General features: G+C 74.8%; 16 protein-coding genes and 2 pseudogenes. 2 read left to right on the top strand and 16 right to left on the bottom strand.

Going from position 1 to position 18,176, the window contains the following annotated elements:
• Nucleotides 1–9: 9 nt before the first annotated feature.
• From LPU43_RS28700 to LPU43_RS15820, 7 genes and pseudogenes are all read right to left on the bottom strand, one after another.
• The gene (locus tag LPU43_RS28700; protein WP_223884623.1) at nucleotides 10–510 is read right to left on the bottom strand and encodes a hypothetical protein; all 501 of its coding nucleotides are present in this window, start codon (nucleotides 508–510) and stop codon (nucleotides 10–12) included.
• A gap of 171 nt (nucleotides 511–681) precedes the next feature.
• A pseudogene (locus LPU43_RS28695) lies at nucleotides 682–1,254 on the bottom strand (LAGLIDADG endonuclease); the annotation flags it as partial.
• A gap of 42 nt (nucleotides 1,255–1,296) precedes the next feature.
• A pseudogene (gene recA / locus LPU43_RS28690) lies at nucleotides 1,297–2,148 on the bottom strand (recombinase RecA); the annotation flags it as partial.
• A gap of 184 nt (nucleotides 2,149–2,332) precedes the next feature.
• Entirely contained in the window at nucleotides 2,333–2,533 is a 201-nt protein-coding gene (locus tag LPU43_RS15835; RefSeq protein WP_229401200.1) for a DUF3046 domain-containing protein, read from the bottom strand.
• A 2-nt stretch (nucleotides 2,534–2,535) separates the two neighbouring features.
• Nucleotides 2,536–3,837 (bottom strand): MFS transporter, encoded by a 1,302-nt coding sequence (locus LPU43_RS15830; RefSeq protein ID WP_229401199.1) that lies wholly within the window; start codon nucleotides 3,835–3,837, stop codon nucleotides 2,536–2,538.
• A gap of 97 nt (nucleotides 3,838–3,934) precedes the next feature.
• A complete protein-coding gene (locus LPU43_RS15825; RefSeq protein WP_229401198.1) occupies nucleotides 3,935–4,636 on the bottom strand; it encodes a UdgX family uracil-DNA binding protein in 702 nt (233 codons plus the stop codon).
• A 67-nt stretch (nucleotides 4,637–4,703) separates the two neighbouring features.
• Complete coding sequence (locus LPU43_RS15820; protein ID WP_229401197.1) at nucleotides 4,704–6,035, bottom strand: aminotransferase class I/II-fold pyridoxal phosphate-dependent enzyme; 1,332 nt, start codon at nucleotides 6,033–6,035, stop codon at nucleotides 4,704–4,706.
• A gap of 38 nt (nucleotides 6,036–6,073) precedes the next feature.
• Here LPU43_RS15820 and LPU43_RS15815 point away from each other — a divergent pair, with 38 nt between their 5' ends.
• Both LPU43_RS15815 and leuE read left to right on the top strand, forming a co-directional pair.
• A complete protein-coding gene (locus tag LPU43_RS15815; RefSeq protein WP_229401196.1) occupies nucleotides 6,074–7,318 on the top strand; it encodes a bifunctional pyridoxamine 5'-phosphate oxidase family protein/GNAT family N-acetyltransferase in 1,245 nt (414 codons plus the stop codon).
• Nucleotides 7,315–7,983 (top strand): leucine efflux protein LeuE, encoded by a 669-nt coding sequence (leuE, locus tag LPU43_RS15810; protein ID WP_229401396.1) that lies wholly within the window; start codon nucleotides 7,315–7,317, stop codon nucleotides 7,981–7,983. The genes LPU43_RS15815 and leuE overlap by 4 nt, the downstream gene beginning before the upstream one ends.
• A 100-nt stretch (nucleotides 7,984–8,083) precedes the next feature.
• Here the strand turns inward: leuE and LPU43_RS15805 are convergent, their stop codons facing one another.
• The 9 genes from LPU43_RS15805 to LPU43_RS15765 form a co-directional block, all read right to left on the bottom strand.
• Nucleotides 8,084–9,013, bottom strand: coding sequence for a sporulation protein (locus LPU43_RS15805; RefSeq protein ID WP_229401195.1), 930 nt, complete (start codon nucleotides 9,011–9,013; stop codon nucleotides 8,084–8,086).
• A gap of 159 nt (nucleotides 9,014–9,172) precedes the next feature.
• Nucleotides 9,173–10,240, bottom strand: a complete 1,068-nt coding sequence (locus LPU43_RS15800; RefSeq protein WP_229401194.1) for a hemolysin family protein — start codon at nucleotides 10,238–10,240, stop codon at nucleotides 9,173–9,175.
• Nucleotides 10,237–11,610 carry a hemolysin family protein gene (locus LPU43_RS15795; RefSeq protein WP_229401193.1) on the bottom strand — a complete coding sequence of 458 codons (1,374 nt, stop codon included), beginning with the start codon at nucleotides 11,608–11,610 and terminating at the stop codon, nucleotides 10,237–10,239. The genes LPU43_RS15800 and LPU43_RS15795 overlap by 4 nt, the downstream gene beginning before the upstream one ends.
• 200 nt (nucleotides 11,611–11,810) lie before the next feature.
• Nucleotides 11,811–12,137 carry a monovalent cation/H(+) antiporter subunit G gene (gene mnhG, locus LPU43_RS15790; protein WP_229401192.1) on the bottom strand — a complete coding sequence of 109 codons (327 nt, stop codon included), beginning with the start codon at nucleotides 12,135–12,137 and terminating at the stop codon, nucleotides 11,811–11,813.
• Nucleotides 12,138–12,315: 178 nt separating this feature from the next.
• Nucleotides 12,316–12,579, bottom strand: a complete 264-nt coding sequence (locus LPU43_RS15785) for an MrpF/PhaF family protein (RefSeq protein ID WP_229401191.1) — start codon at nucleotides 12,577–12,579, stop codon at nucleotides 12,316–12,318.
• Complete coding sequence (locus tag LPU43_RS15780) at nucleotides 12,576–13,256, bottom strand: Na+/H+ antiporter subunit E (protein WP_255686074.1); 681 nt, start codon at nucleotides 13,254–13,256, stop codon at nucleotides 12,576–12,578. Before LPU43_RS15780 ends, LPU43_RS15785 begins: the two co-directional genes overlap by 4 nt.
• A complete protein-coding gene (locus tag LPU43_RS15775; RefSeq protein WP_229401190.1) occupies nucleotides 13,253–14,767 on the bottom strand; it encodes a Na+/H+ antiporter subunit D in 1,515 nt (504 codons plus the stop codon). Before LPU43_RS15775 ends, LPU43_RS15780 begins: the two co-directional genes overlap by 4 nt.
• Nucleotides 14,764–15,231 (bottom strand): Na(+)/H(+) antiporter subunit C, encoded by a 468-nt coding sequence (locus LPU43_RS15770; RefSeq protein WP_229401189.1) that lies wholly within the window; start codon nucleotides 15,229–15,231, stop codon nucleotides 14,764–14,766. The genes LPU43_RS15775 and LPU43_RS15770 overlap by 4 nt, the downstream gene beginning before the upstream one ends.
• Nucleotides 15,228–18,062, bottom strand: a complete 2,835-nt coding sequence (locus LPU43_RS15765) for a Na+/H+ antiporter subunit A (RefSeq protein ID WP_229401188.1) — start codon at nucleotides 18,060–18,062, stop codon at nucleotides 15,228–15,230. The genes LPU43_RS15770 and LPU43_RS15765 overlap by 4 nt, the downstream gene beginning before the upstream one ends.
• Nucleotides 18,063–18,176: the final 114 nt, after the last annotated feature.

The following is an 18,176-nucleotide window of genomic DNA, read 5'->3' as shown; positions in this document are numbered from 1 at the left end:
AGCGACCGGTCAGAAGTCGACCGGCGGCAGCTCCGGGCCGCCGGCGGCGTCGCCCGCGCCGACCCCGACGCCGAGCTTCTCCAGGATCTTCTTCTCGATCTCGGCCGCCACGTCCGGGTTCTCCCGGAGGAACTCGCGGGCCTTCTCCTTGCCCTGGCCGAGCTGGTCGCCGTCGTAGGTGTACCAGGCGCCGGACTTGCGGATGATCGCCTGCTCCACGCCCACGTCGATGAGCGAGCCCTCGCGGGAGATGCCCTTGCCGTACATGATGTCGAACTCGGCCTGCTTGAACGGCGCGGCGACCTTGTTCTTCACCACCTTGACCCGGGTGCGGTTGCCGACCACGTCGGTGCCGTCCTTGAGGCTCTCGATGCGGCGCACGTCGAGCCGGACCGAGGCGTAGAACTTCAGCGCCCGGCCACCGGTGGTCGTCTCGGGGCTGTTGTGCACCATGACGCCGTCGACGAAGTAGTTGTGGTTGCCCTCCACCTCGATGTCGAAGCGGTTCATCGAGCGCGTCTTGGGCTTCACATGCACATCGACGATCCGCGCCGGCACGGGCCTCAGCTCCGCCGAGACGAACTGCGGCTCGACGGCGCACTGGCCACGGAACCTCGGCAGCAGCTTGGACTCCATCGCCGCCGGCACGTACGGGGCGACGAGGGCCTGGAACGCCGCCGACGCCTCGGTGGTGAAGAGGATCGAGGCCGTCTGGCGGGCACCGCGAGCCACCAGCTTCACGTCCAGCCCGTAGGCGTCGCGCAGGTGCTCGACCAGCCGGGCACGGCTGCCCTCGGCCATCGCCTCGACGCAGATCTCGATCCGGCCGGAGCCCCCCGCCGTGCGCTCCTGCACGCCCTTGGAGCGCAGCGTGAAGCAGCCGTCGTCCATGTACCACACCGCGAGTGCGAGCGGGGTCAGCGCCTTGAGGTAGTCCCAGCTCAGGTGCTTCATGCCGTCGCCCAGGTAGACCGCACGACGCAGCTCGTCCAGCTCGGGCAACGGGGTGAAGTCTGCGAAGGACGCCCCGCGCGGGTCGGTCCGCCGGGAGTGGTTGATGTTGCCGAGCAGCGACACCTTCCAGTCCAGGTAGTCGACCTGCGCCGCACCGTGGCCGAGCCGGAACCGGACCCCGGCCCGATCGTTCCGGTTCGGGGAGAGGGCGCCGTCGCCCATCAGCGAGCCGAGCACGATCTGCCACTGCTGCTCGCTGAGGCGACGCGGCTCGGCCAGCATCACGCGGTCACCGGCGATGAGCTCACCGGCCTCGCGCCAGCCACCGGGCGTACGGACCAGGTGGTTGGCCGTGGCGGCGAACTGGGCCCGGCCGTTGCCGCCCGACTTCGCCACCGTGAACTGGAGGAACTGCTCCGCCGGGCCGTTGTTGAACCAGTTGGTGATCCGCTTCGGCTCCACCCGGTCGGTCTCCGGGTCGTAGGAGAGAACCTCGACGTCCATCCGCTGATTGACGATCTTGCCGATCTTCTCCTGTGTGCCGTCCGCCAGGGTGACCCTGGTCGAGTACGACATGCAGCCGAACATGACCCCGATCTTCTCGCGGAGCTGGTTGATGAAGATCGCGGTGGTGCCGGTGTTGTTGAGCACACCGGTGATCTTCCGCAGCGCCTGGCTCATCAGCCGCGCCTGGAGACCCACGTGGCTGTCGCCCATCTCACCCTCGATCTCGGCGCGCGGCACCAGGGCCGCCACCGAGTCGATCACGATGATGTCGATCGCGCCGGAGCGGACCAGCATGTCCGCGATCTCCAGCGCCTGCTCGCCCGTGTCGGGCTGCGAGACCAGCAGGGCGTCGGTGTCGACGCCGAGGGCCTTCGCGTACTCCGGGTCGAGCGCGTGCTCGGCGTCGACGAAGGCGGCGATGCCGCCGGCCCGCTGGGCGTTGGCCACCGCGTGCAGGGCCACCGTCGTCTTACCGCTGGACTCCGGGCCGTAGATCTCGACCACCCGGCCGCGGGGCAGGCCGCCCACGCCGAGCGCCACGTCGAGGGCGATGGACCCGGTCGGGATCACCGAGGTCTGGATGACCGGGCGCTCCCCCAGCCGCATCACCGAACCCTTGCCGAACTGCTTGTCGATCTGAGCGAGAGCAAGGTCGAGCGCCTTCTCCCGGTCAGGACCTGCCGCCATCGTTGCCACCCCTGCCTTCGCCGGCGTCTTTCCTGAGCTTCGCGTCACGCGGACACGCTAGGCGCTGGGTCCGACAGAAAACCAGCCGACCGGCCGCGAGCTGTGGACGAGCACCCCGCTGTGGACAATAGCCGAACAGGTGTACGACTCGACAAGCGACACGCGGAAGTGGCGAAACTGCTGCTCAGCGTAGCCGCGCGGGCACCCGGTCGGGGTAGGCGGCGACCACCGCCCGCCACACGACGTGGGTCTGCTCACCTGATCTCAGCGCCTGCTCGATGGTCCGCCCGCCGAGTTGGGACAGCACCTGGTCCGAGGCGATGCTGGTCGCGTAGCCCCGCCCGAACGCCTCCTCCAGGCGGGCCCAGAAGTCGGTCAGCCGCACGTTCAGTCCTCCTCGTCCGGTGCCCGGCGCGGCACCGGACGCAACGCTAGCGCCACCAGCGGCACGATCGCGATCGCCGCGAGCAGGGTGAGCGTCGGATACCCGGCGGCCTCCACGACGAACCCGCTCAGCGCGGCGGCCCCCGCCCCGGCCAGCCCCATCGTCAGGTCGGAGAGCCCCTGCACGCCGGGCCGCACGGCGGTGGGCACCGACTCGGACAGCAGGGTGGAACCGGCCACCATCGTCCCCGACCAGCCGAGCCCGAGCAGGACCAGGCCGACGGTGAGCCCGGAGGTGTGGTGCCCGGAGCCGCCGGCCACCGCGCAGGCGGCCAGCAGCAGCCCGAGCGCGCCGAGGATCACGGGGCGGCGCCCGAGCCGGTCGGTGAGCCAGCCCACCACCGGGGAGAGCGCGTACATGCCGGCGATGTGCAGGCTGAGCACGACCCCGACCACCCCGAGCACGGCGGCGTCGGAGTGGTACTCGCCGAGGCGTACCGGGGTCATCGACATCACCGCCACCATCGCCAGGTGGCCGCCCGCGACGGCGGCGATGCCCAGCCGGGCCGCCGGTCGTGCGCGGACCACCCGCCAGGCGGCCAGCATCCCCCCGCCCTGCCGGCCGGTCGTCGCGGGGTCGGCCGCCCCGGCGTCGGCCGCCGCGAGCCGACGCGCGGTGAGCAGCGGGTCGGGCCGCAGCCACCCCAGCAGTACGGCGGCGGCGAGCGCGAACGCCACGGCGCTGAACGCGAACGGCCCGGCCAGCGGCGGCAGCCCCCAGCCCCGGGTGGTCAGGTCGGCGAGCGTGGCGAAGTTCGGCGCGGCCACCGCCCCGATCGTGGTGGCCCAGACGACCAGGGAGAGCTGGCGGCCCCGGCGGGCCGGTTCGGCGAGGTCGACGGCCGTGTAGCGGGCCTGGAGGTTGGCGGCCGTACCACCGCCGAAGAGCAGCATCCCGACGAAGAGCAGCGGCGGCTGGCGGATCGCCGCGGCGAGCACCACCAGCACGCCCCCGGCGGCCCCGACCACGTACGCGGTGACCAGCCCCGGCCGGCGGCCGTACCCCGCCATGATCCGGGTCACCGGGATCGCGAGCAGCGCGCCGCCCACCACCCCGGCGCTCTGCGCCAGGCCGGCGACGGCCGTGCCGGCGATCCGGGCGGCGAGCAGCGCGCCGACCGAGATGCCGATGGTGACGCCGATCCCGCCGATGATCTGGGTCAGGAAGAGCAGGCGGACCGTCCGGCGCTGGATCGCGGCTACGTCGGGCCGGGGCGGGGCGGGCGCGGTGACGTCGGTGGCCATGGGGCTCCTCGGTAAGGGGTGGCGAGCCCTCACATCCTTGCGCAACGCGCCCCGCGCCGGCTCTCGGGCCTGCTGACGGCCGAGACCGGAGCCCGGGTCAGGCGGACAGGGCCCCGGCGGCGATCGTGAGGTCGGCGACCAGGCCGGCGTACGCGGCGTCCTGGTCGTCGGCGCGGAGCACGGCCGACGGGTGGATGGTGGCCAGGAGCCGGGCCGCCGGGGCGTCGGCCACCTTGCCGGCGGAGTCGACCGGAACCCGCGCGAAGTCCTCCGGCCGCTCGGCCGACGCCGGCCACGGCATCAGCGCGCCCCGCTGCCGGGTCACCCGGAACGACGGGCCGAGCAGCGCCTTCGCGGCGGTCGCGCCCAGCACCACCACGACCTCGGGGCGCAGCCGGGCGAACTCCGCCACCAGCCAGGGGCGGCACGCGGTGACGTGCACCCGGTCCGGCGTCTGGTGGATGCGCCGCCGGCCGCGCAGCTCGAAACGGAAGTGCTTGACGGCGTTGGTGAGGTAGAGCTGGGCGGGGTCGAGCCCGGCGTCGTCGACCGCCCGGCGCAGCAGCCGGCCGGCCGGCCCGACGAACGGCAGCCCCTTCTGGTCCTCCATGTCGCCGGGCTGCTCGCCGACCAGCACCACCCGCGCGCTCTCGCCGCCGCGACCGAAGACGGTCTGGGTGGCGTCGCGGTACAGCTCGCAGCCCCGGCAGCCGCCGGCGGCGGCACGCAGTTCGTCGATGGTGTCGGCCCGCGGCGGGATGAACCGCTGGGCCCCGGGGGCGGTCTCGGTCTCGGCCATGGCGAATGTTCTACCCCCTCGGGCGCGACACAGGCGGCAGGCGCGACGGGGATACGGGTGAGTGGGGTCAGGCGGTGAAGCGGGGCAGGGGGCGGGCGGCGGCGGCCAACGCGTCGGCCAACCCGGGGAGATCGGCGGCGTCGAGGGAGCTGACCGTGATCCGCAGGGCGGGGTCGGCGGCGATCCGGAACGGCGCGCCGGGGGCGACCCCCCAGCCGGCGTCGCGCAGCGCGGTGAGGGCGACAGTCTCGTCCGGCACCGGCAACCAGACGTTGATGCCGGTGCGGCCACGCGCGGTCAGGCCCCGCGCCGCCAGCGCGGCGAGCAGCCCGTCCCGGCGGCCGTCGTATCCGGCGGCGGCCCGGTCGACCAGGGCGGCGACGGCCGGATCGCGCCAGAGCGCGAGCACGAGGCGTTGCAGCACGGTGGAGACCCAGCCGGCGCCGACCCGGGCCCGGCCGGCGATCCGGGCCACGGTGGTCTCGTCGCCGGCCAGCACGGCGAGCCGCAGATCGGGCCCGTACGGTTTGCTCACCGACCGGACGAAGGCCCACGCGCCGGTCACCCCGGCGAGCGGATGCAGCGGTACACGGGCCAGCTCGGCGGCGTGGTCGTCCTCGATGAGCAGCAGGTCCTCGCGGCCGGCGAGGAGGGCGCGCAGCGCGGCGGCCCGGTCCGCGGAGACGGCCGCCCCGGTCGGGTTCTGCGCCCGGCTGGTCACCACGAGGGCCCGCGCCCCGGCGGCCAGGGCGGCGCGCACCCCGGCCTCGACCGGCCCCTCGTCGTCCACGGGCACCCCGATGGGGCGCAGCCCGAGCGCGGCGATCAGGTCGAGCAGGTTGGCCCAGCCCGGGTCCTCCACGGCCACCGCGTCACCGGGGCGCAGGTTGCCGGCGAGCAGGCGCTCGATGCCGTCGAGCGCCCCGCCGGTCAGGGTGACCTCGTCGGCGGGCACCCCGTCGGCGGCGAGCCGCTCGCGGGCGGCGGCGACCAGCTCGGGCAGGACGCCGGCCGAGGCGTACCCGAGGGGGGTGGCGAACTCGGCCGCGAGCGCGGCCAGGTGCGGGCCGTACGACGGGAGCAGCCGGACGTCGGGCTCGCCGAGGGACAGGTCGCGCACGCCGGGGGCGGGGGCCGGGATCAGCGCCCGGCGGGCGGCCACCGGCGGGCGGGGGCGGACCCGGGTGCCGTGCCGCCCGGCGGTGGCGAGCAGGCCGCGCCGGCGCAGCTCCTGGTACGCGTGGGCGGCCGTGGCCGGGCTGACCCCCAGCTCGGCGGCGAGGCCCCGCACCGGGGGCAGGGCGGCACCGGGTGGGAGCGCCCCGGAACGGATGCCCGATTCGATGCTGGCCGAAATCTCGGCGGCCGTCGCGCCGATGATCGGATATTGTATCGCCACAAACGCAACATTGTACTAGAACAAAGGTGGACCGTCGCATGTACCCTTCCACTCCCCGGACCACCGCCACCCGCCTCCGCGACCGGATGAGCCACGACCCCACCGCCGCCCACGCGGTGATCGACGAGGCCTACCACTGCGCGCTCGGGTTCGTCGTGGACGGCGAGCCCCGGGTGCTGCCCACCCTGCACGTGCGGGTCGGCGACACGCTCTACCTGCACGGCTCCACCGGCAGCCGGCCGCTGCTCGCCGCCCGGGGCGACGGCCTGCCGGTCTGCGTCGCGGTGACCCTGCTCGACGGCCTGATCTACGCCCGCTCCCAGTTCCACCACAGCGCCAACTACCGGTCGGTGGTGGCGCACGGCACCGCGCACCTGGTCACCGACCCGGGCGAGAAGTCCGCCGCGCTGACCGCCCTGGTGGAGAAGGTGGCCGCCGGGCGCAGCGCGGACGCCCGGCCGCCGAACCGCCGGGAGCTGGCCGAGACGGCGGTCCTGGCGCTGCCGCTGCGCGAGGTGTCCGTCCGCGCCCGCAGCGGCGGGGTCGGCGACGAGCCGACCGACCTGGACCTGCCGCACTGGGCCGGGGTGGTGCCGCTGACGCTGACCGCCGGGCTGCCCGAGCCGGCCCCCGGGGTGACCGCGCCGCTGCCGGCGTACCTGCGCCCGCCCCGGTCGCCCTGGCTGGAGCCGGTGGTGCTGCGCGGCGAGCACGTCGTCCTCGAACCGCTGGACCTCGCGCACACCGACGGGTTGCACGCCGCCCTGGCCGACCCGGAGGTGTGGCGGGACTCCATCAGCCGGCAGCCGACCGAGCCCGCCGGGACGGCCGAGCTGGTCCAGACGGCGCTGACCGCACACCACCGGGGCCAGCGGGTGCCGTGGGCGCAGCGCTGCGCCGTCACCGGCGCGGTGGTCGGCACGACCTCCTTCTACGAGGTCGACCCGGCGCTGCGGGCGGTGGCGATCGGCTACACCTACCTGGGCCGGCCGTGGTGGCGGAGCGGGATCAACACCGAGGCCAAGCTGCTGCTGCTCACCCACGCCTTCGAGGAGCTGGGCGCGGCGCGGGTGGTCTGGCACACCGACATCCGCAACGAGCGCTCGCAGCGGGCCATCGAGCGGCTCGGCGCGGGCCGGGAGGGGGTGCTGCGCAAGCACCGCCTCCGCCCCGACGGCTCCTGGCGGGACACCGTCCAGTACTCGATGACCATCGACGAGTGGCCGACGGCACAGGCCAGGCTCCGGGAACGGCTTCGTCCGGCGGCGGCGCCGGCGCGATGATGGCGGGCGTGCTGGGCATCACCGACATCTGGACATATGTGCTGGGGACCGTGGCGATCGTCCTCCTCCCCGGCCCGAACTCGCTCTTCGTGCTCTCCACCGCCGCCAAGCGCGGGGTGCGGGCCGGCTACCGGGCCGCCGGCGGGGTCTTCCTCGGCGACGCGGTGCTGATGATCCTCTCCGCCGCCGGGGTGGCGTCGCTGCTGAAGGCGTACCCGCCGCTCTTCCTCGTCGTGAAGTACGCGGGTGCGGCGTACCTGGGCTGGGTGGGGTTGACGATGCTGCGCGGCGCGTGGCGGCGCTGGCGCGACCGCAACGACCCGACCGCGCCGCGGCTGATCGACGCCGCGGAGCCGGCGGAGCTGCGCAGCCCGTTCCGGCGGGCGCTCGTGGTCAGCCTGCTCAACCCGAAGGCGATCCTCTTCTTCATCTCGTTCTTCATCCAGTTCGTCGACCCCGGGTACGCCTGGCCGGCGCTGTCGTTCCTGCTGCTCGGGCTGATCGCCCAGGTGACCAGCGTGCTGTACCTGACCGCGCTGATCTTCGCGGGGACGTTCCTGGCGGCGCAGTTCCGGCAGCGCCGCCGGATGGCGGCCGGGGCGAGCACCGGGGTGGGCGCGCTGTTCCTCGGATTCAGCGTCAAGCTCGCCACCGCCTCGCTGTAAGGAAGGGCCCCTTCTCAACGCCTGAGGTAGAGAAGGGCGCCCTCCTCACCACGGGGGGAGGCGGCGGCGGAGGTAGGGCGGGGGCGGAGACGGAGGCGGCTCAGGTGCCGTCGCCGCCTCCGCCCCCGCCGCCGATGCCGGAGCCGCCCGCGGTGCCGCCCAGGCCGTACCCGGGGCGGACGGGCTCGTCCGGCGGCCGGCTGACGTGCGCCGACTCGGTGACCTGGGCCGACCAGTCGCTGTGCGCCGCCGCGGCGGCGTGCCGGTTGATCGCGTGCCGCAGCCAGCCGTCCACCACGGCCACCCAGTCGGCCCGGTCCGCTCCCGCGTGCCACACCCGGAACCGGCTGATGCTCTGGTGGGTGACCCCGGCCAGGGAGAGCCGGCGGTCGGCCCAGAGGATCACCTCCAGGCCGGCCGCGTTCGCCACGAAGATCACCTCCAGCTCGGTGATCGGGCCCGCGTACAGCGGCGCGACCCACCAGCCGAGCCGCTGGTGCAGCGGGAGGGCCTGCTCCACCCCGGGCAGTCGCCCCCACACCAACCCCGCGTGGCGCGGGCTGAAGCCGAGCGTGTCCAGCGCGGCGAGGACGTGCTGCTGGGTGGGGAGCGGGTGGACGAAGACCGGCACCATCGAGCCCTGGTCGAGGTCCACGTCCACCGCCACCTCGGTGCGCAGGCCCGTCCGCAGGCTCAGCAGCGGCACCCCGCCGAGCATCGTCACCGGGGTCTCCCAGGGCAGCGGCAGCGCGAAGTCCACCGCCCGCCGCCGGCCCGCCGGCACCACGAACGCCCCCGCGACCGGCACGTCGTGGAACTGGACGAGCCGGCGGGGCACGCCCGGGTCCTCGGGCTCGACCTGGCTGACCAACCCCAGCCGGACGTGCCGAATTGGTACGTCGTCGCGCCCTGCGCGCAGCGTGACGCGGCCGGGCAGCCGCAGACCCGGACGGGTGCTCGGGTTGGGCAGCGTGGTCCGCACCGACAGCCCCGTCCAGCCGGACTCCGGCGACACCCCGGTCAGCCGCACGGCGCTCCCTCCATACCCCTCGGTGGTGGCACGGCTTTCCCACCCGCCGGCCGGACAGTCCCGCCCGGCCGGACCGGCGCGACGGCCCCACGACGACGGCCGCCGGCCGACGACGCCCGGAGGGGGCGTCGCGGGCCGGCGGCCGGGGACGAGCGACGGTCAGCGCATCCGGCGGCCCCGGGGCACCGGGTCGGTCTCGTCGTCGAACTCGCCGATGACCTCCTCCAGCAGGTCCTCCAGCGCGACGAAGCCGATCGGACGGGTCGGGCCGCCGCCGTTGCTGACGAGGGCGAGCTGGGCCTGCCGGCCCTTCATCGCGGCCACGGCCTCCGTCACCGACGCCTCCGCCGGCAGGGTGAACGCGTCGGTCATCAGCTCGCCGGCCGTGGTCGACCGGCCGGCGGTGGTGGCGCGCACGGCCTCGCGGACGTGCACCAGGCCGCACACCTCGCCGCCGGAGTCCAGCACGGCCAGCCGGGACCGGCCGCTGTCCCGGGAGACCTGCTCGACCCGGTCCGCCGGGTCGTCCCGGCCGACCGTGACGATCCGGTCGAAGGGCTCCATCACCTGGGCGACCGTGGTGCCCTGCAACTCCAACATGCTGGTGAGCATCTGGTGCTGCTCCGCGCCGAGCAGCCCGTGCTCGCGGGACTGCTCCAGCAGGATGCGCAGCTCGTCCGGGCCGTGCACCTGGGCCAGTTGGTCCTGGGGGTTCACCCGGACCAGCCGCAGCATCGCGTTGGCCAGGGCGTTGAGCAGCGACAGCACCGGCCGGGCCACCCGGGCGAAGGCCCGGAACGGCAGCGCCAGCAGCGTCGCCGAGCGCTCGGCGTCGGTGATCGCCCACGACTTCGGGGCCATCTCGCCGACCACCAGGTGCAGGAAGGTGACCAGGGCCAGGGCGAAGACCAGCGCCACGACGTGGCTGGCCGCGTCCGGCAGGCCGACGGCGTGCAGCAGCGGGCTGAGCAGGCCCTCGATCGCCGGTTCGGCGAGCGCGCCCAGGCCCAGGGTGCACAGGGTGATGCCGAGCTGCGCGCCGGCCAGCATCAGGGACAGCTCGCGGACGCCGTCGAGGGCGGCGCGGGCGCCCCGGCCACCGCCGGTGGCGACGGCCTGTTCCAGCCGGTACCGCTTGCTGGCCACCAGGGCGAACTCGGCGGCCACGAAGAACGCGTTCAGCGCCAGCAGCACCACGGAGACGAAGAGGGCGACGCCGGGACTCATGCCGTCCCCCCCGTCCGCCTACGGGCCGGGGTGCCGGCGGTCGCCCCGGCGAGCCGGAGCCGGACCGAGTCGGCGACGTGCCGGTCCACCGCGAGCACCTCGACCAGGGCGCGCGACTCCGCGTCGGTCTCCCCGTCGGCCGCCAGGCCGATCTCCAGCCGGTCCCCCACCTCGGGGACCCGGCCCAGCTCCCGCATGACCAGCCCGGAGAGGGTGTCGTACTCGGGGCCCTCGGGCAGGGCGATGCCGGTGCTGTCGGCGACCTCGTCGATGCGCCAGCGCGCCGGCACCACCCAGGAGCCGTCGTCCTGCCGGGCGGGCGCCCGCTCCGGCGGGTCGTCCTCGTCGCGGATCGGGCCGACCAGCTCCTCGGCGATGTCCTCCAGCGTGATCACGCCGGCGAAGCCGCCGTACTCGTCGACCACGCAGGCGAGCTGCCGGTGGCCGACCCGGAGCCGGTCCAGCACCGTCGGCAGCGGCAGCGTCTCCGGCACCAGCAGCGGGGGTCCGGCCACCGCGCTGACCGGGGTGGTCGCGCGCTCGGCCGGGGGCACCGCCAGCACGTCGGAGATGCCGACGACGCCGACCAGGTCGTCGACGCCCTCGGTGCCCCGTACGGGGAACCGGGAGTGCCCCGTGTCGAGCAGCTCGACCACCCGGCTCAGCGGCTCGTGCGCGCGGACGGTGTGCACGTCGACCCGGGGCACCATGGCCTCCCCGGCCGTCAGCTCCCGGAAGTCGAGCCCCCGGTCGAGCAGGTCGGACATCTCGGCGTCGAGGTGCCCCTCCTCGCGGGACTCGGCGATGATCTGTTCCAGGTCCTGCGGGGTGGCGCCGCTGGGCAGCTCCTCGATCGGCTCGATGCCGACCCGGCGCAGCAGGCGCACGGCGGCCTTGTCGAACAGGGTGATCACCGGCCCGGCGACCTTCAGGTAGAGCAGGGTCGACCGGGCCAGCCCACGGGCCAGCGGCTCGGCGCGGGCGATGGCCAGGTTCTTCGGGGCCAGCTCGCCGAGGACCATCTGCACGACGGTCGCGATGACCAGGGCCAGCGCGACGGAGAGCGGCAGGGCGACCCCGGTGGAGACCCCGCTCACGCCGAGCAGCTCGGCCAGCCCCGCGCCCAGGAACGGCTCGGCGACGTAACCGACGAGCAGTGCGGTCACCGTGATGCCGAGCTGCGCGCCGGAGAGCATGAACGAGAGCCGGCCGGTCACCTCCAGGGCCCGGGCGGCGGCCTGGTCGCCGTCGTCGGCGAGCTGCTTGAGCCGCCCCCGGTCCACGGCGACGTAGCCGAACTCCTGGGCGACGAAGTAGCCCGTGGCGGCGGTGAGAAGGATGATGAGAACGAGTCCTACGACGATCAACACGGGTCGCTCAGGGCTCCCGTGGTCGTCGGGGAGGAAGAACGCCGGGCAGGACCCGGCTGGCTACTGCTGCCCTCCTGGGCAGAAGAGTCGATCATGCGGTCCATTTTATCGGGCCCGGCTGTGCGTCCGCTGAGCGAGCAGGGAAAGGAGCCGCGAATCCGACCGCCGGTCGCGCGCACCATCCGGCGGCCGGTCGCGGCTCACCGCTGGTCGGCGTCGGCCAGGGGGCGCTCGACCCGGCCCGAACGGTACGCGGCGCGGCCGATCATCTGGGCCGCCACCGGGGCGGTGGCGAGCTGGAAGATCGCCACCAGCACGATCATGCCGATGTCGGACGGGGTGCGCAGCCGCAGCGCCACCCCGGCGAGCAGCAGCAGCACGCCGAGCACCTGCGGCTTGGTGGCTGCGTGCATCCGGTCGAGTACGGTGGGGAAACGCAGCACGCCGATGCCGGCGACGAGGCTCAGCAGGCCGCCGAGCACGAGGCAGGCCGCGCCCGCCCAGTCGGCGACCGCCCCCCAGGTCATGGGGTGCCGCCCTTCGCTCGCGACTGCGGGGCTCGCAACACCGGCTCACTCCTCGCGCTCACGATGCCGCCTTTCCTTCGCGACTGCGGGGCTCGCAACACCGGCTCACTCCTCGCGCTCACGGTGCCACCCTTCGCTCGCGACTGCGGGGCTCGCAGAACCGGCTCACTCCTCGCGCTCACGGTTCCTCCCGGGCCGCGAAGCGGGCCAGCGACACCGCGCCGACGAAGCCGAGCAGGGAGAGCACCACGAGCACGGGCAGGGTGGTCGCGTGCCGGTTGACCGCCGCCTCCGCCCCGACCGCCCCGAGCATGGTGTTGAGCAGGACGTCGGCCGCGACGACGCGGTCCAGCAGCGAGGGCCCCCGGTACATCCGGACGAGCGCGAGCAGCGCGGTGACCGAGAGGAGCACGGTCAGCGCGGTGGCGAGGACGACGATCACTTCTCGGGCCCCCTGTCGACGGGACGGACGGCATCGGCGAAACCACCCGGACGGCCGGGGTCGGCCGGGGCGGGGGTGTCGAGGAGGCGGAGTTCGGCCGGGGAGCCGATCGCCCGGACCAGGCGGGCCTCGGTGACGAGGACCCGGCGGCGGCTGGCGGCCAGGTCCTCCGGCCCTCGGGCGTCGAGCACGTGCACGTAGAGCACGCCCCGGTCCCGGTCGACCTCGATGATCAGGGTGCCGGGCACGAGGGAGATCAGCTCGGCCGTGAGCGCCAGGTTCAGGTCGGTGCGCACGCGCAGCCGTACGGCGATGATCGCGTCCCGGGGCCGGTGGCCGAACCGCACGGCGAGCCAGGCCACATGCGCGCTCGCGACGACCAGCTCGGTGAGGAACCGGCCCAGCAGCACCAGCAGCGCCCGGGGGCGCAGCCGGCCGCCGAAGGTCACCGGCGGCAGCGGGAAGAAGACCAGCACGGCCGCGGCGACCAGCAGCCCGGCGACCAGGTTGCCCCAGGTGAACCGGCCCCAGAGCAGGCACCAGATGAGCGCCATCCAGGCCAGCGCCACGAGGCGGTCGCGCCAGGGGCGCGTCCGGGCACGGGCCGGGGGCGGGGCGGCGTCCGCCCCGGCGGCGGGGCCGCCGGGGCCGGTCCGGGCGGGCGGCTCCCCGGTCACGGGGCGCCACCGGGGAGGACGGCGCGCAGGTACGGGGTGCGGGCGCGCAGGTCGGTGGCCGCGTCGGTGGTGACCCCGAAGAGCGGGCCGGCGACGAGGGTGAGCACCAGGCCCAGCCCGACCAGGGCGGCGGTGGCCGCGACCATGAGCTTCGGCAGCCGGACCGCCGGCTGCTCGACGGCCGCCGGGGGCTCCCGCCAGAACGCGATGTTCCACACCCGGGACGCGGCGTAGAGGGTGAGCAGGCTGGTGGCGGTGCCGGCGACGACCAGCGCCCAGGGCAGCGGCCCGCCGGCCGCCACCCCGGCCTGGAGCAGGCCGAGCTTGCCGAGGAACCCGGAGAACGGCGGGATGCCGGCGAGGTTCATCGCCGGGACGAAGAAGAGCAGCCCGAGCAGCGGGGCGGCCCGGGCCAGACCGCCGAGGCGGCGCAGGTCGGTGCTGCCGGCGCGCGCCTCGACCAGCCCGGCGACGAGGAACAGGGTGGTCTGGATGGTGATGTGGTGCACCACGTAGAAGATCGCCCCGGCCAGCCCGGCGACGCTGCTCAGCGCCACGCCGAAGATCATGTAGCCGATGTGGCTGACCAGCGTGAAGGAGAAGATCCGCTTCAGGTCCGACTGGGCGACCGCGCCGAGGATGCCGACCGCCATGGTCAGCCCGGCCACCACCATGAGCAGGCCATCGACGTCGCCGCCGGGGAAGAGCAGGGTCTCGGTGCGGATGATCGCGTACACGCCGACCTTGGTGAGCAGGCCGGCGAAGACCGCGGTGACCGGCGCGGGGGCCGTGGGGTAGCTGTCCGGCAGCCAGGCCGACAGCGGGAACACCGCGGCCTTGATCCCGAACGCCAGCAGCAGGACGAGCTGGAGGCTGAGCCGTACGCCGTCGGGCAGCGCGTCGAGCCGCTGGGCGAGCTGGGCCATGTTCAGGGTGCCCGTGGCGGCGTACACGAGACCCGTCCCGGCCAGGAAGATCATCGAGGACAGGATGCTGACCACCACGTACATCGCCCCGGTGCGGATCCGGACCTCGGTGCCGCCGAGGGTGATCAGCACGAAGCTCGCGGCCAGCAGGATCTCGAAGCCGACGAAGAGGTTGAACAGGTCGCCGGCCAGGAAGGCGTTGGTGATCCCGGCGGTGAGCACCAGGTAGGTGGGGTGGTAGATGGCCAGCGGCGCGGACTCGCCCGTCTCCCCCCGGCCCTGGCCGATGGAGTAGAAGAGCACGCACAGCGTCACCGCCGAGGAGACCACCAGCATCAGCGCGGCGAGCTGGTCGGCGACCAGCACGATCCCCGCCGTCGGGGGCCATCCGCCGACCCGCATCACCACCGGCCCGTTCCGGTACGCCTCGACGAGCAGCACGACGGCGACCACCAGGCTGGCGCTCAGCCCCACCACGCTGACGGTGCGCTGCGGCCCCGGCCGGTCGACCAGCAGCAGGGTGAGCGCGGCCCCCAGCAACGGCACGACCACCGGCAGCGGGACGAGTGCCGCGTACCCGCTCACGGCGTCGGTCCCGGGCGGCGCGGGAGGGGCTCCGGATCCACCTGCTCGGGATCGTCGTCGGGCCCCTCGCCGCCGTGGTCGGGCGCGGCCAGCTCGTTGCGCGCGGCCAGCGCGGCGACCTGGCGGTCCTCCAGGTCGTCCTCCACCTCGTCGTCGCCCGTCAGGTACCAGCTCCGGTACGCGACCGCGAGCAGGAACGCGGTGAGCCCGAAGGTGATCACGATGGCGGTGAGGATCATCGCCTGCGGCAGCGGGTCGCTCATCCGCTCCACGGGACCGGCGCCGACCACCGGCGCGCCGCCGGACCGCCCGCCCAGCAGGATCAGCACGTTGACCCCGTTGCCGAGCAGGATCACGCCGAGCAGGATCCGGGTCAGGCTGCGCTCCAGCAGCAGGGTGACGCCGCTGCCGGCGAGCACGCCGACGACGACCACCAGCACCAGGGTGAGCCCGGTCCCCCTCACTGCCGGCTCCCCCGGTCGGTGATCAGCCCGCGCTGGCCCCTGCCCGTCGCCTCGATGTGCCGGTCGATCTCCGCGCCGAGGCTGCGCAGGATGTCGAGCATCAGGCCGACCACGATCAGGTAGACGCCGATGTCGAAGAAGAGCGACGTGACCAGGTGGACGTCGCCGATCCCGGGCAGCCGCAGGTCGAGCGTGGCGCTCTCCAGCACCGACCGGCCGGCGAGCAGGGCCGTCGCGCCGGTGCCGACCGACACGGCCAGGCCCGCGCCGAGGATCGTGCCGGCGCCGACCGGGGCCGCCTCGGCCAGCTCGTACCGGCCGCCGGCCAGGTAGCGCACGGCCAGGGCGAGGCTGGCGACCAAGCCGCCGGAGAAGCCGCCGCCGGGTGCGTTGTGGCCGGCGAAGAGCAGGAAGATGGAGAAGAGCACGACGGTGTGGAAGAGCAGCCGGGTGATCACCTCGAAGACGATCGAGCGGCGGCGCTCGTGCAGGGTGGGGCCGCCGCGCAGCCACACCGGGCGCTCCGGGCGGCGGGGCGGGCGCTCGGGCCGGCGGGGGCGGCGCGGGCGGGGGCCGGTGCGGGAGCGCTGGAAGACGAGGCTGGCCACCCCGGTCGCGGTCGCCACCAGCACGGAGAGCTCCCCCATGGTGTCCCAGGCCCGGATGTCCACCAGGGTCACGTTGACCACGTTGCGGCCGTACCCCTGGGCGACGGCCAGGGCCGGGAAGTCCAGCGAGACCGGCGGCGCGGTCCGGGCCCCGGCCGCGACCAGGCCGAGCCCGGCGAGCACCACCCCGACCGCCACCCCGGTCGACCGGCGCACCCACCGGGCGCGGCGCAGCGGGCGGACGGAGAACCGCTCGGGCAGCCGCCGCAGCACGAGCACGAAGACCGCGATGGTCGCCGTCTCCACCAGGAACTGGGTCAGCGCCAGGTCGGGCGCGCCGTGCAGGACGAAGATCATCGCGGTGCCGTAGCCGGTGACCCCGACCAGCAGCATCGCGGTGAGGCGGCGGCGGGCGCCCACGGCCAGCAGCGCGGCAGCCGCCGTGATCAGGCCCACCATGAGCTGCAACGGGGTGTCCCAGAGCGCGACCGGCCGCCGCCACGGGCCGGCGGTCAGCATCGCCCCGCCGGGCACGACGACGAGGACGACCAGGATCGTGCCGAGGTACTGGGGCAGGGAGCCGCGCTGGGTGACGCTGGTGACCTCGATGGCGAGGCGGTCGAGGGCGCGGGTCAGCCCCTCGTACCCCCGGGCTCCGCTCACGGGCGCGCGCACCCGGGCGAGCACGGGGGCGAGCGGGCCGCGCAGCGCGAACAGCGCCGCGCCGCCGCCGATCGCCAGGGCGGACAGGCCGAGCGCGGCGGTCGGCCCGTGCCAGAGCGCGAGCTTCTCGTGGACCGGGCCGAACAGCTCGGCGTACGGGCGCAGCAGCCCGCCCAGCGGGCCGGCGAGCAGGCCGAGGGCCAGCCCGGCGGCGGCCAGCAGGGCCGGCGGCCCCAGCATGGCGGCGGGGATCGGCGCCGGCTCGGTCGGCTCGACGTGCGGACGCCGGACGAACGCGCCCCAGACGAACCGGGCACTGTAGGCGACGGTGAGCGCGGTGCCGGCGACCAGCCCGGCCAGCACGAGCGGGTGGTCGGTGAACGCGGCGAGGACGGCCTCCTTGGCGACGAAGCCGACCAGCGGGGGCAGCCCGGCCATCGAGGCGGCGGCCAGCACCGCGACGGCGGTCAGCAGCGGGGCCCGCCGCCCGAGCCCGGACAGCAGCCGCAGGTCGCGGGTGCCGGTGGAGTGGTCGATCGCGCCGACGACGAGGAAGAGCGCCGCCTTGAACAGCGCGTGCGCCAGCAGCATCACCGTGCCGGCGAGCGCGGCCTGTGCGGTGCCCGCGCCGAGCACCACGGCCAGCAGGCCGAGCTGGCTCATCGTGCCGTACGCGAGCAGCAGCTTCAGGTCGACCTGCCGCAGCGCCGCCCAGCCCCCGGCCAGCAGGGTGAGCAGCCCGGCGGTGACCACCACGGGCCGCCACGGGCCGACCGTGGCCAGCGCCGGGGCGAGCAGCCCGAGCAGGTAGACGCCGGCCTTGACCATCGCCGCCGCGTGCAGGTAAGCGCTGACCGGCGTCGGCGCGGCCATCGCCTGCGGCAGCCAGGAGCTGAACGGCAGGATGGCCGACTTGGCCAGCGCCCCGGCCAGCACCAGCAGCACTGCGGTGACCAGGTAGCCGCCGTGCGGCAGGTCGGCGGCGATCACCGACCAGCGGTACCCCCCGGCGTGCCGGCCGAGCATCAGGAAGCCGACCAGCATGGCGAGCCCGCCCAGGGTGGTCACGGTGAGCGCCTGCGTCGCCGCCCACCGGCTGGCGCGCCGCTGCGCGCTGTGGCCGATGAGCAGGTAGGAGAAGATCGTGGTCAGCTCCCAGAAGACGTAGAGCAGCAGCAGGTCGTCGGCGAGCACCAGGCCGAGCATCGCGCCGGCGAAGGCGACCAGCACGGCCGCGAACTGGGCCAGCCCGACCGCGCCGGCCGCGAAGTACCGGGCGCAGTAGACCAGCACCAGCGCGCCGACCCCGCCGACGAGCAGGGTCAGCAGCCAGGAGAGGGTGGTCAGCCGGAAGGCCAGCTCCAGCCGGAGCTGCGGCACCCAGGGGTACGTCTCGACCAGCGCGCCGCCGTCGCGCACGGCGGGCGCGCGGGCCACCGCCCAGCCGAAGGCGGCGGCCGGCGCGAGTGCCAGCGGGTAGCAGGCGCGCGGACCCCACCACCGGACCAGCAGCGGCGCGACGAGCGCCGCCACGAGGTGGAGGATCAGCAGTACGAGCACCCGCGCTCCCGGTGGAGGTGGCGGCAGTGCGCGCCGCCTAGGTGCGATCAGACGCCAGTTCGCGGGGCTATGGGGGGTTTTTCCGGAATTGGCCGGGTCGTTCCCGGCCGGCGG

It is taken from the genome of Micromonospora okii (assembly GCF_020884795.1).
Lineage (GTDB): Bacteria > Actinomycetota > Actinomycetes > Mycobacteriales > Micromonosporaceae > Micromonospora > Micromonospora okii.
Note: the sequence above shows the minus strand (reverse complement) of the source record. Positions and strands in the feature narration are given on the sequence as shown.

Excerpts from the sequence above, each read along its gene's own strand:
- LPU43_RS28700 (WP_223884623.1), bottom strand. The coding sequence starts at position 510 with ATGAACCGCTTCGACATCGAGGTGGAGGGCAACCACAACTACTTCGTC.
- LPU43_RS15830 (WP_229401199.1), bottom strand. The coding sequence starts at position 3,837 with ATGGCCACCGACGTCACCGCGCCCGCCCCGCCCCGGCCCGACGTAGCC.
- LPU43_RS15825 (WP_229401198.1), bottom strand. The coding sequence starts at position 4,636 with ATGGCCGAGACCGAGACCGCCCCCGGGGCCCAGCGGTTCATCCCGCCG.
- LPU43_RS15815 (WP_229401196.1), top strand. The coding sequence starts at position 6,074 with ATGTACCCTTCCACTCCCCGGACCACCGCCACCCGCCTCCGCGACCGG.
- leuE (WP_229401396.1), top strand. The coding sequence starts at position 7,315 with ATGATGGCGGGCGTGCTGGGCATCACCGACATCTGGACATATGTGCTG.
- LPU43_RS15800 (WP_229401194.1), bottom strand. The coding sequence starts at position 10,240 with ATGAGTCCCGGCGTCGCCCTCTTCGTCTCCGTGGTGCTGCTGGCGCTG.
- mnhG (WP_229401192.1), bottom strand. The coding sequence starts at position 12,137 with ATGACCTGGGGGGCGGTCGCCGACTGGGCGGGCGCGGCCTGCCTCGTG.